Genomic DNA, 14,304 nt, shown 5'->3' on the forward strand with positions numbered 1-14,304 from the left:
CCACCGCGCTCGCCGCGCGCTCCGCGGCCGCCTCCGCGCCGGCGGCCCCGCTCGCCCGCCGGCGCTGCTGCACCACGTGGGCGAGCTCGTGGGCGACGACGTCCGCCGGCGGGTCGGCTTCCTTGAAGGCGATCGTGGCGCGGCTGGCGGCGGCCCGCGCCCCGAGCGCGCCCAGCCCGGCCGTCGCCTCCGCCCCGCCGAGGTGCGCCCGCACGTCGCCGAAGCCGGTCCCGAACGCGCGCTCCATCTCCGCGCGCCGCGGCACCTCTGACGCGCGTCCGGAGGTCGCGAGCGCAAACGCCGGCGTGCGGTGGAGGACGTGAGAGACGGCCCGATTGCCCGCGGCGCCCTGAAGGGCCAGCACGGCCCGGACACCCATCGGCAGGGCCGCACGCCGCACGCTCTCGCCGCGCGGCGTCTGAGCGGCGCGCTGCAGAAGTTCCCGCTCCATGCCCCCTACGACGGAGCCACGAGAGCGGCATTCCCGGCCGGGGGATCAGCGGGGGATCTCCCCTAGAACACCCAGGTCAGGGTGACCGTGCCGCTGTACCCGCCGGTCTTGTCGCCCTTGACCGTCCCGCTGACCGACCAGCCGGGCTTGCCCTGAGCGGCGCTCTTGCGGGCTTTTTCCACGACGTCGGTCACGGCCTTCTTGAGCAGCGGGCCGTGTTGTGTGACGTTCTCGATGCTCAAGTTGCCGGCGAGCGCGCCGCCGCTGGCCGCGAAGGTGTCCTGCGTGGCGCTCATGACCTTGGCGATGTCCTCGGCGGCGATGACATTGCCGCCGAGCGTGCCGATCGTGATCTGCGCCGACCAGCTCGCCTTGCCGTCGCCCTCGGGCACGACGCTGCCCTTGACGGTCACGAGATCACCCGCCTTGACCTCGGCCTTGACGCCCTTGCCGATGTCGACGCCGACCTTCGTCTGCCCGCGCTTGAACGACGTGCCGGCGCCCTCCGGGCTGCCGTGGATCTCGACCTCGCCGGCGTTGCCCTTGATCTTCGCGCTGCCCTTCGCCCCGCCCTCCGGGAGCGTCTCGCCCTCGAACTTGAGCGCCCCGACGTTGCCGCTGACCTTGCCGCCGAGCGAGATCGTAATGCTCTCGCTGGAGTTGCCGAAGCTGAGCTCGGTCGGGATGCGGTCGAGGTTGCCGAGGATCGCGGTCGCCTCCGCCTGCACGCCGCGGACGTCGGCAAGCTCGCGATGCTCGAGCAGCTCGATGCCCTGCTCGCGGGCGCTGCGGCGGATCAGCGCCTCGATCGCCGGCGCCTTCATCCGGTCGCGGACCTTGCCCTGCTCGACGTCCAGTTCGCCGGCCATGTAGACGAGCTCTGGAACGGACTGGACCGGCGTGCCGGGCTCGGTCTGGCGGATCTCGCGCGCCAGCGCGGCGAACCACGTCAGGACGCGCTCGGACGAGGCCGCCTGGCGGTCGGTGACGGTCAGGTTCGGCTGGCGCATCAGCAACCGCGCGACCGCCTGGTTGCCGGCGGTCCGCTGAAGCGCCAGGACCGCGGGCTCCGGGACCGGGATCTCGGTCGCCGCCGGTTCACGCTCGAGCGCCGGGCGCTCGCGCTCGTCAAGCGGCTCCCGATCCCCGGGGCGCGTCATCGGCCGACACTACAAGCGTCCGTGCGTGTCATGTAGTCCCAAGACGCCGAACCGCTCCGTTCATTCCGTCGTCTTGGCCAGATACGTGTAGTAGTTGCAGGCGGCGAAGAACGTGCCGTCCTGCGCGGAGCGCCGCTGGTCGGCGAGCCAGGCGTCGACGTCAGCCGCGGGCATCAGCCCGGTTGAGGCCGCCAGCGGCGCGTAGGTCTCAGCGAGGTTCAGGAAGAAGCGACCCGATCCCGCCTCCGCGTACACGTGGGCCTGCATGGTCTCCAGGCGCAGCCCGGCCTGCGGGAGCAGTCGCGGGAGCTCTCGCATGACCCGCGGCGCGCTCATGATCATCGACTGGAGCGCGAGCTCCATCGACTCGCCGTGCCGCGGGTCGGAAGCGCCGAAGGTGAGCGACGCGTAGTCGCCGTCGAAGATGGCGACGGAGCCGCCGGGGCGGGTCACACGGGCGGCCTCGGCGAGCGCCGCGAGCGGATCGCGGACGTGGCTGACGAGTGTGTGGGCGACGGCGACGTCGAAGGCCGCGTCCGGCAGGTCCAGCGCATGCGCGTCGCCCATGACGAACTCGACGCGGTCGGCGACGCCCTCGCCGGCCGCAAGGCGTTCGGCGGCGGCGATGAACTCCGGACTCTGATCGATCCCCATGACGGTGCCGGTGAAGTCGTTTCGCGCGGCGATCGCGCGCGTCACGACGCCGGTGCCGCAGCCGAGGTCGAGGACGGACGCGGTGTTCGGCAGGTCGAGGAGCTTCAGGTACGCCTCGCGGTAGGTCAGAAACGTCGGATCCTTGGCTCGGAACTCCAGCCGCTCGATGAACCGGTCGAGCGTCGCGGTGTTCTGCTCGTTGATGAACTGCATCGCGTCACGGATTTGTGTCGGCATGTTCAGCAGGCGTGAGATCCGGGTTCACACCGGTGACATCAGGCGTCCCAGGTGACGGAGACCATCGCGTCAGGGGCATACGTGCAGAACGTGCCCGTGTGCACGGCGAGCGACAGGTGCCGGCCAAGCTCGGGGTGCTGGTCGTCCAGGCGCCGTACCGCGCTGTGCACCGCCTTGCTCACGCTGACCCGCGCACGCTCGCTGTCCGACGCCGCGCGCCGGTCGCGCCCGCCCAGACCCAGCGCGACGGCGAGCTCGTTGGTCAGCGCGTCGAGTTCGGCCTTGGCGCGCGCACCGCGCTCGGGGTCGTTCCAGCGGCGCGCCTGCTCGATCTCGGCCTCCAGTTCGACGATTCGCTCGCGGTAGACGCGCTTGGCGGCGACGTCCAGCATCGCTCCGGCGTCCGCCGGCGCGACGACGAGATCACCCTCGCGCGACGCATCATCGCCGCGCTGCGCGTCACCGGCCAGCAGGTCGAGCACGTGGAACTCGCGGTGGGGATGGCGCAGGAGCCGGGCAAGGTACCCGAGGCCTTTGGCGTCGCGCATCCGGACCACCTTCCCGCCGAAGGCAACCGTCCAGTACTCCCCCTCACGCCGGAACACCCTCGCGGGCTCGAGCTGCGACGGCGCTCTTCCCGGCGACGTGGCCAGGAGCTGCCACGAGTCGTGGACCGGAGCCAGCGAGTGACTGCCACGGTCGGCGAAGGCGATGTTCGCGCCCGCCACGAGGTCGGCCACCGTTCGCGAGACCAGCACTTCCCCGGCGGAGGCGCGGGCGAGGATCTCGGCGGCGACGTCCACGGCGACTCCGGCGAACTCGGACCCATGTGGCTCGCACTCGCCGGTGTGAAGACCGGCCCGGCCTGCGACGCCGCACGCGGTGCTCTCCGCGACGATCGCCTCGGCGCAGCGGATGGCGCGCGCGGGCCCGTCGAAGGACGCGCCGAGGCTGTCCCCGCGAGCCGCCAGCATCGCACCGCGAAACCGCGCGACGTTGCTGCGGACAACCTCGTAGGGCGCGTCGACGAACAGCACGGTGGCCACGACGCGGTCGGGTTCGGGTTCCGGCCGCGTCCCGGTCACCAACTCCTGGATCTCGGCCACGAGCGACTCGGTGTCACCGATCCAGGGCAGATGATCGGAGCCGGGCAGCTCGACGTAGCGCGCTCCGGGGATGTGGTCGGCCATGTACCGGGAGTGCGACACATCCACCGCGACGTCGCCGACGCGATGGAGGATCACGACCGGGACGCGGATCGCCGGCAACAGGGGGCGGACATCGACATCCAGCATCATCCGCAGCAGTGCACGCGCCGCGGTCGGTGTCGCCGCCAAGCGCTGGGCCCGCCCCCAGGCACGCCGCGCCGCATCGTCCCCAGCCACGGACGGGGCCATCGCCGCGAGGTCGCCGCCGTCGCCCCACTCGCGTTCGAGCCGGTCAAGCGCGTCGTCCACGGTGTCCCCGCCCCAGTAGCGGCCGATGAAGCTGCGGCGCCAGTCATAGTGGGCGAAGCAGCCCCAGAGCAGCAGCCCCAGCGTCCGCTCGGGATAGGTGGCCGCGAACAGCAGGCACATCGGGCCGCCCTCGGAGGCGCCGAAGAGCGCCGCCCGATCGGACCCGACCGCCTCCATCACGGCGCGGACATCGTCCATCCGCTGCTCGAGCGTCGGCAGGCGATCCTCGGGCACCCGGTCAGACAGGCCCGTACCGCGCTTGTCGAACAGGATCAACCGGCAGAACGAGGCCAGACGCCGATAGAACGAGGCGAGCGCCGGCGATTCCCACGCCACCTCGACATGGGAGATGTAGCCGCGGACGATGATCAGGTCGACCGGCCCATCGCCCACCACCTGGTAGGCGATGTGAGCGTCGCCACTCTTGACGTACCGCGTCTCCGGCTCGCTGCGCACAGTCGACCTCGCATCAAACGTAGCCACCGTCAGCTGTGCATAAGGGCGAAGGCGGCCTTGATCCGCTCTTGAGCCTACGGATCGGGAATCCTTGAGCTTTGGCCACCAGTCTCGCGGTTCATGAACGATGACGGCTTTGCGCTGTTTCTCCAAAATATCGGCCGCACGCCGCTGCTGACGGCGACGGAGGAGCGGGCGCTGGCGTACCGCTGCGAACGTGGCGACCTGGCGGCCAAGGACCGCATGATCGAGGCCAACCTCCGACTGGTCGTACACATCGCGAAGCGCTACCAGCGCGAGAACAATCCGCTCACGCTGCCCGACCTCGTCCAGGAGGGCACGCTCGGCTTGGTCCGAGCCGTCGAAAAGTTCGACCCACGTACCGGCAACCGCTTCTCGACCTACGCGACGATCTGGATCCGGCAGGCGATCGGCAGGGCGGTCGCCGACAAGAGCCGCACGATCCGCGTGCCGGTCCCCATGGATCAACGGCTGCGCGCGCTCGCCAAGCTCGGAGCACAACTCGGGTACGACCCCGAGCCGGAGGAGGCGGCGGAGCGCCTCGGCTGGACGGTCGAGGCGGTCGAGGACGTGCGCGCGGCGCGCCATGTCGTGGTCTCGCTCAACGCGCCGGTCGGTGAGAACGAGGTCGAGCTCGGCATGCTGATCCCGGCCACGACCGGCCAGCCGCTCGACGAGATCGACGACGGCGTGCTCGCGTCGTTGATGCGCGAGCTCAGCGAACGCGAGCGGCGTGTGCTGACGATGCGCTTCGGCCTCGACGGCGACGATCCCAAGAGCCAGATGGAGACCGCGCGACGCCTCCAATGGCGCCGCAGCGAGATCCGCCGGCTCGAGGAATACGCGCTCAACAAGCTTCGCCTCGCGGCGGGAACCGCCTCCCTTGCCGCGGCGTAGTCGCACGCGCGCCCCGCGCTCGGCGCCGCCGCTCGTCCGCCGCCGCGGCCACCGCTGCCACGACGTGCGCGACGACCGCGCCAAGCGCGTCGTTCGCCGCTACTACGAGGACGTGCTCGAAGGCCGGCGCCTCGTTGTGCTCGATCAGCTGGTGGCGCCCGGGTTCGTCGGCTACGACCCCGCGGGCGCGACGATGGACCGCGCCGGATACTTCGCCGCGGTCCTGGCTCTGCACCGGGGATTCAGCGAGCTGCACGTGTCGATCGACGACCAGATCGCCGAGCGCGACATGGTCACCACCCGCTGGTCGGCCGCCGCCAGGCATACCGGCGTGTTCGCCGGCATCCCGGGGACCGGCCGCGAAGTGCTGATGGCCGGGATCGACATCCACCGGCTCGAGGGCGATCGCGTCATCGAGCTGTGGGAGCAGCTGGACTTCGCGAGCCTGCTCGCCCAGCTGCTCTGACGATCAGCTCCCGCGCACGAAGCCCGCGAGCAGCTTCCCGACCTCGAACTCGCCGACGCCGCTGACGACGACCGGGTCGGCGGCGGCGTGGGCGCGCAACGCCTCCTCTTCGGAATCCTCGGCCTGCACGACGCCAAGGCCCCACGAGGCCGAGTCGAGGACCGGGCCGAAGATGACCATCTGGCCCGACTCGATGTACGGCCGCCAGTGCGCCGCGTGCCGGCCCATCAGCGCGCGCTCCTCGTCGGTCATGTCCAGCGCGAACGTCGGACGGGGACCCTTGAGCCGGAAGACGAAGGTGGTCATCGGCCGAGTGTATGGAGGAGGATGAGAGCGACAGCGCGACACGGAGACCGGAGGCGGTCATGTCGAAGCAACGCAGGTGGCTCGCAGCAACCTTGACCGCGATGGCGGTGACGCTGCTGCCGGGGGTCGCGAGCGCGGCTCCGTCGAGCCTGCGCTGGACGCCGTGTCACGCCGACGTCGGGCCGCGGTTCGAGTGCGCCGTCGCGCAGGTGCCGCTGGACTATTCGCAGCCGCGCGGCGCCACGATCTCGATCGCGCTCACGCGGCTGCCCGCGACCGGTCCGGCGCGCCGGATCGGCTCGCTGTTCCTGAACCCGGGCGGGCCGGGCGGCTCCGGCGTCGACTACGTGCTGGGCGCCGGGCCGGCGCTCTACACCGACGCCGTGCGGGCGCGCTTCGACCTCGTCGGCTTCGACCCGCGCGGCGTCATGCGCAGCACCCCGCTGCGGTGCTTCCGCAGCCAGGACGAGTGGCCGCAGGCGCCGCCGATCGCGTTCCCGCTGACCTTCGCCGAGGAGCAGCAGTGGATCGCCACCGACCGCGCGATCGACCGCGCGTGCCTGCTGCACGGCGGCGCGATCCGCGATCACATGTCGACGGCCAACGGCGCGCGTGACATGGACGTCCTGCGCTCGCTCGTGGGCGACGACAAGCTCACCTACGCCGGCGTCTCCTACGGCTCCTATCTCGGTGTCACCTACGCCAACCTCTTCCCGGGAAAGGTTCGAGCGCTCGTCGTCGACGGCGTGCTGGACCCGATCGCGTGGTCGACGGGGCGCGGCTTCGAGAGCGCCTTCGTGCCGTTCTCGACGCGCCTGCGCAGCGACGCCGGCGCGCAGGCGACGCTGAACGAGTTCTTCCGCCTCTGCGACGCCGGCGGGCCGCGCTGCGCGTTCGCCGGCGGTGCCGCCGCCCGCTTCGCCGCGCTGGCGCGACGCGTGCGTCAGACGCCGATCGAGATCCCCATCGACGACGGGACGACCGAGACGATCAACTACTCGACGCTGATCAGCATCACCTTGGGCGCCATGTACGACTCACACCAGTGGGAGGACCTGGCCGGGTTCCTGGCCTTGCTCGAGGGGATCGGCGCGGGCTCGCGGATCGCCGCGACGGTCCCGCGGCCCGCCGTGCCGGGACCGCCGCGCTACACCCCGCCGGGCGCCAACACCCGGCGTGGCATCGAGCTGGACTACATGAACTTCATCGAGGCCTTCCCGGGCGTCGCGTGCTCGGACTCCAACAACCCGCGGCTCTACGCCGCGTGGTCGATCAACGGCGCGCTCGCCGACGCGCAGTTCGGGTACTTCGGCCGGCTCTGGACCTGGGCCTCGAGCATCTGCGCGGAGTGGCCCGGCCGCGATAAGGACCGCTACATGGGCCCGTTCAACGCCGTCACGGCCAATCCCGTGCTCGTCGTCGGCAACCGGTTCGACCCGGCCACCCGCTACGAGGGCGCGCTGACGGTCCGCGGCCTCCTGCCGCGCTCCGCGCTGTTGACCGTCGAAGGCTGGGCGCACACGTCCTTGTTCCTCTCGGCCTGCGCGGACGAGACGATCGCGAACTACCTGATCGCCGTCCGGACGCCCGCGCCCGGTGCGACGTGCCGGCAGGACGTGGTGCCGTTCGCGGGCTGAACGCGCTCAGGCGGGGGTCGCGGCGCGGGCGCGCCGGCGCTGCGGCGCCTTGACCTGGACCTCGCGGGCCACGACGTAGGAGCCGATGACGGCGACCAGCGCGACGAGTTGGAGCGCGAGGCCCTGGTAGGTGGCGAAGAGGCCGAGCCAGCTGTTCGCCCACACCGGCAGCGCGAAGCCCGTCGGGGTCGTCGGGAGCCAGCCGAGGCCCTGGAGGACGTGGGCGGTGTTGCCGACCATCACGGCCAGCACGAACGCGATCATCACGCCGGTGGCGATCAGCATCTTCTTGTAGGGCAGCTTGCGCTGCAGCGCGAAGGTGATGATGCCGACGGCGAGCGTCGCCGCGAGGCCGATGCCGCTGCCCAGCACGCACGCCCGCGTGCCCGCCGAGACCTGCAGGTTCTGGACGAAGAGGACGGTCTCGAACCCCTCGCGATAGACCGAGGTCAGGCCGAGGATCCCCAGCCCGATCGCCTGCCCGGAGAGGAAGCCGACCTTCTCGAGCGACTTGCGCCGGCGGTTGAAGCGCGCGATCCACTGGCTCCAGTAGACGCGATGGAAGAACCAGTTGGTGATCACGAGCAGCACGACGATGGCCACGATCCCGGTGATCGCCTCCAGGCGCAGACCGCCGGTGCCGAACTGCTCGATCACGAGCTGCACGATCGCCCACGTGATCGCGGTCGCGAAGATCCCGGCGATCCCGCCCAGCAGCACCGGCCGCCGCAGGTGCTTGCGGGCGCCCACGAAGCTGGCGGTGATCGCGGCGAGGATCAGGACGGCCTCCAAGCCCTCGCGGAAGACGAGGATCGCCGCGTCGGTGACGACCTGCGCGTGGCTGACCTTGACGTCGCCGTTGGCCTGCTGGGCCGCGTTGAGCGCGTTGCGGGCGGCGCCGGTGTCGGGCTTTTTTCCCCGATCGAGCGCGGTCAGCACGTTCCACATCGCCGTGTTGAGCGCGGGGTTGTCCAGCGCCCCCGCGCGCCACTCGGCGTCGAGCGCCGCGGCGATCGTCCCCGCGTCGAGGTCCTTGCGAATGGCGTCGTAGTCGCGCGCCGGCGCGCGCGTCGCCGGCGGGGCGAGGGCGTCGACGTCGTCGGCCAGCGGCCACGGCTGGAACTCGTTGCGGGTCTCGTCGACCGTGCGGGCCAGCTTCGCGTACGCCGGGTCGAGCTTCGCCAGTAGCCGCGTCTCGGTCCGCAGGTGCGCCGCCAGGGCGGCGTCGTGCGCGCGTACCGCCTGCCGGTACTGCGTGCCGATGTCACCCGGGAGCGTCGCCGCCTGCGCGGGCGCGGCGAGTACCAGCGCCGCGAACGCGGCCACCACCAGCGCCCGGATCACTGGCCGAGGGCGTCCGAGAGCTTCGCCATCGGCTTCGCCAGCGCGGCGACCAGCTGCGCGAGCTGCCGGCGTTCGGCGTCGTCGACGGTGGCATAGCTCGGGAACCTGCCGCCCGGCCCCAGGGTGGCCAGCTCTTTCTGCACGGCGTCGAAGCGGGCGGCGATGTCGGCCTCGAGCGTCGGGTCCTTCGCCTTCAGCGCGGGCGCGAGCAGGCCGAACGTCGTCTGCGAGCCCGAGACGTTGGCGAGGAAGTCGGAGAGATCGGTGTGCGAGTAGCGATCCTCCTCGCCCGTGATCTTGGACTTGGCGACCTCGTCGAGCAGCCCGTTGGCGCCGTTGGCCAGCTCGTCGGGCTGGTAGTCGAGCGTGCGGGTCTTGGCCTCGAGGGTCTGCACGTCGGCGAGCAGCTTATCCGCGATCGGTGCCATTCCGGTAGTCGAGTCCTTCTCCCACAGCGCCTGCTCGATCCGGTGGAAACCGGTCCAGGACTGGCCCTTTTGAACGTCGTTGACGCGGGCATCGATGTCCGGGTCGAGCGTGCCGAAACTCTCCGCCACGGGCTCGATCGTCTCGTACGGCACCCGCGCGGCGGCGAACTCGGACTTCGCCTTCTCGACGTCTCCCGCCTTGACCGCGGCGACGAAGGCTCGCACCTGCGTGACGAGCTCCACCGCCTGCGTGTGGACGTAGCGTTTGTAGCCGGTGACGGCGGCCTCCAGCTCCGGGTCGTCGGACGCGGCCACCGCCTGGCCGCCGACGGTCACGATGCCCGTGGCGGCGGTCGTCCCGCCGGGGCAGCTGAGCGCGTAGTCGCCCGGTTGCAGCGTGAGCGTGAACGAGCCGGCGAGGCCGGCGACGAGGTTCTCCTTCTCGCCGAGGATGCGCGAGCCCTGCAGGATCTCGAGCTCGCTGACGCGGCCGGTGCCGGCGTTGGTGACCTTGAACGTCGTGCGGCCGGCGTCGAGCTTGAGCGCCGAGGGCGAGCAGCCCGCGTCGGTCAGCTTGAGCTCGACGGTCTTGGCCCCGGCGGCGCTCGGCGCGTCCTTTCCGCCGCCGCCGCAACCGGCCACGACCAGCACGAGCAGGAGCAGGAGGATGATCGGCCCGGAGGCGACCGGCGCGCGAGTGGGGACCTTCACGCCGGCGGGCCAGAGCACGTAGAGCGCGGCGGGAACCAGGAACACGACGTAGCCGATCAGCTCCGCGTAGGTCGGCAGCGGCTGCCAGCCGAGCATCCCGGTCAGCAGCGCCGACGTCCACGAGCCCGGGACGACCAGCCACGTGAGGTCGAGCGCCTGGCCCTGGCCGGCGTTCAGCCAGCCGGCCTCGTGGGCGGTGTGGACGGTCGTGGCGACGAGCCCGGCGGCGACGAGGACGAGCACGAAACCGGTGACGCGGAAGAACCGCGAGAGGTTCAGGCGTACGCCGCCGCTGTAGATCAGGAACCCGATCGCGACCGCGCACGCGAGGCCGAGCAGCGCACCCAGGCCCGCCGTCCCCGGATCGTCGGCGCCCTGGAACACGGCGAGCAGGAAGACCACGGTCTCGAGGCCTTCGCGGATCACCGCGAAGAACGCCATCGCGACCAGCGCGCTGGTCGAGCCGCTGACGAGCGCCGCCCGCGCGCTGTCTCGCAGGTGACCGGACAGGCCGCGCGCGTGCCGGCGCATCCACACGATCATGAAGGTCACGATCCCGATCGCCGCGACGCCGATGACGGTCTCAAGCCCTTCCTGTTGGCGCTGCGGCAGTTCCTCGTCGAGGATCTCCAGGAGGACGCCGATCGCGACGCAGATGGCGATGGCGGCGGCGACGCCGAGCCACATCGGGCGAAGCGCGTCGCGCCGGCCCTCCTGGCGCAGGAAGCTGGCGATGATGCCGACGATGAGCGCGGCCTCGACCCCCTCCCGGAGGCCGATCACAAAACTGGGCAGCATGAGTTAGGTGACCCTAAGAGGAGATGATGAGAGGACGGTGGTGATCTCATCGACCTGTCATCTGGGCGCACGACCTTCCGAAGGTGCTGCACGCCATCTACCGCTCGACCGGCAAAGTGAACACCAAACCGCGTCCGGCGGGATTCTCGAAGCGCGAATCGCTGGAGTCCTTCCTCAGCGCGTGGGAGGCCGCCGGCGCCGCGACGGGCGACCTGCTCTTCCTCAACGACGGGCCCGTGCCGGACGAGCAGCTCGAGCTGATGGAGGCGTCGGGCGCGGTGGTCGTGCGCGCCGCCGACGACGCGATGGGCGCGTACGTGGCGGCGATGGACCTCGCGTTCGAGCAGGGCTGGCCGGACACCGACCTCGTCTACTTCGGCGAGGACGACTACCTGTACCGCTCGGACACGTTCGCGGCGCTCACCGCGGCCGCGGCGGCGCTGCCGGAGGTCGATCACTTCGCCCCCTACGCGACGATCGGCCGCACGATGCCCAACGGCGAGCCGCTGCACGACGGCCTGCGCCGTCCGCGCCTCGGCGGAGAGCCGCTCGCGGAGGTCGACGGTGTGACGTGGCATCGCGCGACGAGCCACACGGTCTCCTACGCGATCCGCGTCGGCGCGCTGCGCGCCGATCGCCCGCTGCACCTGCTGGCGCTGCGGGCGGGCGGGGCGTGGGACCACGCGATGTGCCTCGCCTGCGCGGGCCGCCTGCCCTTCACCGCGCGAGAACTGCTCGATCCGCTCCCGGGCGCCCCGCTGCAGCGCCGCGCGAAGGTCACGCTGTGGCGGATCGCGATCAGCGCCGTCGCCCTGCGCCGCCGGGTCCGGGGCGCTCACGTCATCGCGGCGCCGATGCCCGCGCTCGCCTCGCACATGGAGGTCGGGCTGATGGCCGCGGGCGCCGACTGGGCGCCGCTGCAGCCCCGCGCCTGACCCCTGCGCCGGGACCGCTGGGATATTCCTTGGCGTGAGCTCCGACATCTACGTCCGCGCGTTCGCCGACGGCGCCGTCGCCGATCGCGACGGGCTCGCGGTCCGGCGGCTGTTGTTGGAGGCGTGCGGGTTCCGGGTCGAGGCTGACGGCAGCCTGCGGGTCGCGGGCGCCGAGGTCCGCGGCCTGCCCGTCGCGGGCCGGCCGTTCGCGGGCCTCCAGTTCAGCCGCAGCTCGGTCCCCGCGTTCGACCTGATCGTGGCCGTCGCGCGGGCGGGCGGCATGGTGATCCTGCCGGTCGGGTGCGCGGCCTGCATCGTGGCCGAGGAGCAGCGCGCGCACCTGCCGGCCGACATCGCCGGAGACGGTGTGGAGCTCGTCGATTCCGGGGCCGCCCTCGCCGCCGTGGTGCAGCGCGCTCTACCGTCCTCACCGTGAGTCCATCCGAGCCCGATCTCGCCGAAGCGCTCGAGTTGCGCGACGAGCTGCTGATGGCGTGTCGCGAAGTGCTGCTCGGCGTCGGCACACGAGCGGCGTCGGCCCTGGTGGCGCACATCGACGCGCTGCTCGACCTCGACGACGAGGCCTCACCGGGGTCGCAGCGCTGAGCGCTCAGCGCACCAGGCGCCACCGGTAACCGAAGTACGGCAGCCGGGCCAAGCCGTTCTCGATCGGGTAGGTGCGCCACTTCGCGTGGGCGTCCGGCCGTCCCTGAACGGCCTTGACGCCGTCGGGCACCACGATCAGCAGCCGGTCCGCCGAGCCCATCGTGATGCCGGTGCGCTCGGCGGTGCGGAGCGGCTTGCAGGCCGTTCCGCTGCCATTGGAGAGCGCGGCGGCGAGGCACACGTAGCCCTTGCCGGGCAGCAGCCACACGTCGTCGGCGAGCGCCCGGATCCCGGCCTTGTCGATGCCGAGTCGTGCGCGGGAACGATCCGCAGGCGCTTGAGCGTTGCCGCGGGCGGTGCGGTGCCGGTGCGCAGGGCGGCGAAGACCTCGCTCGCCGGCTTGGTGCCCGGCCCGGGGTGGGGGAGGAGCGCGAGCAGCCTGCGGTTGGCCTTGGTCACGGGCAGGCGCTCGTAGATCGAGAACGTCAGGACGGTCCTCGAACGGATCGCGGGGCGGTGCATCGCCGGCATCGCGGGCTGGTCGGTGGTGAGCGTGAGCCGCAGCGGGCGCCCGGTGGCGGGATCGATGTCATAGACCACCGCGCCGCGCGGGAAGTTGCGCAGGCGGACCTCGAAGCGCCCGCCGCCGAGATCGCGCAGGTTGCCCGCCCGGTAGGCGCGGCGGAAGGCGACCAGCGGGTCGCCGTTCGGTATCGGGTTGTTCTTCGGCTCCTTGACCCGCTTGCGGGTCTCCACACGGTAGGTGGAGGTCGACCAGACGCTCGTGCGCTTCGCGGTCTCGCGCGCGTCGGTGGTGACGCGGACCTTGCCGTGGTGGACGTCGGAGTGCAACGTGTGGGTGACCGAGCCGAGCGCCCAGCCCTCGGTCCGCTGGCGGCTGCCGAGCTTGCCGTTGGCGTAGCCCGCGATGTCGATCCGCCAGTGGGCGATGCCCTTCCCGCCCGTCGCGGCATACGCGCGGGCGGCGAGGCTGGGGGATTCTCCGCGGCCGAGCAGCAGGACCGCCGCCGCCAGGCCGACCACGAGGACGGCGGCGGGGATGAGCCGGCGGGCCACGCGGCGCGGCCGGCGCGGGCCCGGGCTCGCGAGCACCCGCGCTGTGAGCGCGGCCGGAACCGTCAACTCGTCACCGACCGGGTCGGCGCGCTTGAGGTCGTCGAGCAGGTCGGGGGTCATGACACGCTCCTCGTCACATCGCGGTCGAGTTCGGCGGCCAGCCGCGCGCGGGCACGGTGCAGGCGGGTGTGGACGGCCTGGGCGCTGCAGCCGAGCACGACCCCCGCCTGCGCGCCGTCCAGCCCTTCCCACGCGGTCAGCATCAGCACCTCGCGGTCGAGCGGCTTAAGGCGTGAGAGGGCCTCCCAGAGCGGGTGCGGCCCGCCGGCGGCGTCGTCAGCGGCCCGATCGCGAGCGAGCGCGCTGAGCCGCTCGGCCAGCGCGTCCCGCCGCCGCGCCGCCCGCCACTCGTTGGCGAGCAGCCGCCGGGCGACGCCGAAGAGCCACAGGACCGGCTCGGTCTTCGGGACGCGGCGGCGCCGCCGCCACGCGACCACGAACACCTCGGCGACGATCTCCTCGGCCGTCGCCGCGTCGGTCCGCCGTGACGCGTACGCGAGCACATCCCGCCCGTGGTCGGCGAACAGCCGCTCGAACCTCTCCCGATCGTGCACTGCACCCCCATGTGCGGCCGCGGCGCATTCCTTACCGGCCGGCGCTACC

General features: G+C 71.9%; 16 protein-coding genes. 6 read left to right on the plus strand and 10 right to left on the minus strand.

The features are described from left to right. The 4 genes from OM076_RS11455 to OM076_RS11470 form a co-directional block, all read right to left on the minus strand. The coding region (locus tag OM076_RS11455) for an eCIS core domain-containing protein (protein WP_270040005.1) at nt 1-451 on the minus strand (451 nt) is incomplete at its 3' end. Nucleotides 452-513: 62 nt separating this feature from the next. Beyond that, complete coding sequence (locus OM076_RS11460; RefSeq protein WP_270040007.1) at nt 514-1,611, minus strand: hypothetical protein; 1,098 nt, start codon at nt 1,609-1,611, stop codon at nt 514-516. A gap of 60 nt (nt 1,612-1,671) precedes the next feature. Continuing rightward, nucleotides 1,672-2,502, minus strand: a complete 831-nt coding sequence (locus OM076_RS11465) for a methyltransferase domain-containing protein (protein WP_270040008.1) — start codon at nt 2,500-2,502, stop codon at nt 1,672-1,674. A 38-nt stretch (nt 2,503-2,540) separates the two neighbouring features. Then, nucleotides 2,541-4,415 (minus strand): alpha/beta fold hydrolase, encoded by a 1,875-nt coding sequence (locus OM076_RS11470; RefSeq protein ID WP_270040010.1) that lies wholly within the window; start codon nt 4,413-4,415, stop codon nt 2,541-2,543. A gap of 120 nt (nt 4,416-4,535) precedes the next feature. Between OM076_RS11470 and OM076_RS11475 the strand changes: the two genes are divergently transcribed. Then, nucleotides 4,536-5,333, plus strand: coding sequence for a sigma-70 family RNA polymerase sigma factor (locus OM076_RS11475; RefSeq protein ID WP_270040011.1), 798 nt, complete (start codon nt 4,536-4,538; stop codon nt 5,331-5,333). Beyond that, a complete protein-coding gene (locus OM076_RS11480) occupies nt 5,320-5,799 on the plus strand; it encodes an ester cyclase (RefSeq protein WP_270040012.1) in 480 nt (159 codons plus the stop codon). Before OM076_RS11475 ends, OM076_RS11480 begins: the two co-directional genes overlap by 14 nt. 3 nt (nt 5,800-5,802) lie before the next feature. Here OM076_RS11480 and OM076_RS11485 read toward each other — a convergent pair whose 3' ends face one another. Beyond that, nucleotides 5,803-6,105 (minus strand): YciI family protein, encoded by a 303-nt coding sequence (locus OM076_RS11485; protein WP_270040014.1) that lies wholly within the window; start codon nt 6,103-6,105, stop codon nt 5,803-5,805. A 101-nt stretch (nt 6,106-6,206) separates the two neighbouring features. On the opposite strand from OM076_RS11485, the gene OM076_RS11490 reads away from it, so the two are divergent. Next, nucleotides 6,207-7,742 carry an alpha/beta hydrolase gene (locus tag OM076_RS11490; RefSeq protein WP_270040015.1) on the plus strand — a complete coding sequence of 512 codons (1,536 nt, stop codon included), beginning with the start codon at nt 6,207-6,209 and terminating at the stop codon, nt 7,740-7,742. 6 nt (nt 7,743-7,748) lie between these two features. Here the strand turns inward: OM076_RS11490 and OM076_RS11495 are convergent, their stop codons facing one another. Both OM076_RS11495 and efeO read right to left on the minus strand, forming a co-directional pair. After that, the gene (locus OM076_RS11495) at nt 7,749-9,086 is read right to left on the minus strand and encodes an FTR1 family iron permease (protein ID WP_270040017.1); all 1,338 of its coding nucleotides are present in this window, start codon (nt 9,084-9,086) and stop codon (nt 7,749-7,751) included. Then, on the minus strand, nt 9,083-11,023 hold the full coding sequence (efeO, locus tag OM076_RS11500; protein ID WP_270040020.1) for an iron uptake system protein EfeO: 1,941 nt from the start codon (nt 11,021-11,023) through the stop codon (nt 9,083-9,085). Before efeO ends, OM076_RS11495 begins: the two co-directional genes overlap by 4 nt. An 83-nt stretch (nt 11,024-11,106) precedes the next feature. On the opposite strand from efeO, the gene OM076_RS11505 reads away from it, so the two are divergent. From OM076_RS11505 to OM076_RS11515, 3 genes are read left to right on the plus strand one after another with little or no spacing between them, the layout of a single operon-like run. Then, nucleotides 11,107-11,958 (plus strand): hypothetical protein, encoded by an 852-nt coding sequence (locus tag OM076_RS11505; RefSeq protein ID WP_270040021.1) that lies wholly within the window; start codon nt 11,107-11,109, stop codon nt 11,956-11,958. 34 nt (nt 11,959-11,992) lie between these two features. Next, nucleotides 11,993-12,394: a hypothetical protein gene (locus tag OM076_RS11510; RefSeq protein WP_270040023.1), complete on the plus strand. Its 402-nt coding sequence runs from the start codon at nt 11,993-11,995 to the stop codon at nt 12,392-12,394. Then, entirely contained in the window at nt 12,391-12,564 is a 174-nt protein-coding gene (locus OM076_RS11515; RefSeq protein WP_270040024.1) for a hypothetical protein, read from the plus strand. The genes OM076_RS11510 and OM076_RS11515 overlap by 4 nt, the downstream gene beginning before the upstream one ends. Before the next feature lie 4 nt (nt 12,565-12,568). Here the strand turns inward: OM076_RS11515 and OM076_RS11520 are convergent, their stop codons facing one another. From OM076_RS11520 to OM076_RS11530, 3 genes are read right to left on the minus strand one after another with little or no spacing between them, the layout of a single operon-like run. Next, entirely contained in the window at nt 12,569-12,724 is a 156-nt protein-coding gene (locus OM076_RS11520) for a hypothetical protein (RefSeq protein WP_270040025.1), read from the minus strand. Further along, entirely contained in the window at nt 12,700-13,761 is a 1,062-nt protein-coding gene (locus tag OM076_RS11525) for a hypothetical protein (RefSeq protein WP_270040027.1), read from the minus strand. Before OM076_RS11525 ends, OM076_RS11520 begins: the two co-directional genes overlap by 25 nt. Continuing rightward, a complete protein-coding gene (locus OM076_RS11530) occupies nt 13,758-14,255 on the minus strand; it encodes an RNA polymerase sigma factor (protein WP_270040028.1) in 498 nt (165 codons plus the stop codon). Before OM076_RS11530 ends, OM076_RS11525 begins: the two co-directional genes overlap by 4 nt. Between the last annotated feature and the right edge of the window lie 49 nt (nt 14,256-14,304).

The sequence above is a fragment of the Solirubrobacter ginsenosidimutans genome, from assembly GCF_027587205.1.

Coding starts and splice junctions, on each gene's coding strand:
- OM076_RS11460 (WP_270040007.1), bottom strand. CDS start 1,611: ATGACGCGCCCCGGGGATCGGGAGCCGCTTGACGAGCGCGAGCGCCCG.
- OM076_RS11465 (WP_270040008.1), bottom strand. CDS start 2,502: ATGCCGACACAAATCCGTGACGCGATGCAGTTCATCAACGAGCAGAAC.
- OM076_RS11475 (WP_270040011.1), top strand. CDS start 4,536: ATGAACGATGACGGCTTTGCGCTGTTTCTCCAAAATATCGGCCGCACG.
- OM076_RS11485 (WP_270040014.1), bottom strand. CDS start 6,105: ATGACCACCTTCGTCTTCCGGCTCAAGGGTCCCCGTCCGACGTTCGCG.
- OM076_RS11490 (WP_270040015.1), top strand. CDS start 6,207: ATGGCGGTGACGCTGCTGCCGGGGGTCGCGAGCGCGGCTCCGTCGAGC.
- efeO (WP_270040020.1), bottom strand. CDS start 11,023: ATGCTGCCCAGTTTTGTGATCGGCCTCCGGGAGGGGGTCGAGGCCGCG.
- OM076_RS11520 (WP_270040025.1), bottom strand. CDS start 12,724: ATGGGCTCGGCGGACCGGCTGCTGATCGTGGTGCCCGACGGCGTCAAG.
- OM076_RS11525 (WP_270040027.1), bottom strand. CDS start 13,761: ATGACCCCCGACCTGCTCGACGACCTCAAGCGCGCCGACCCGGTCGGT.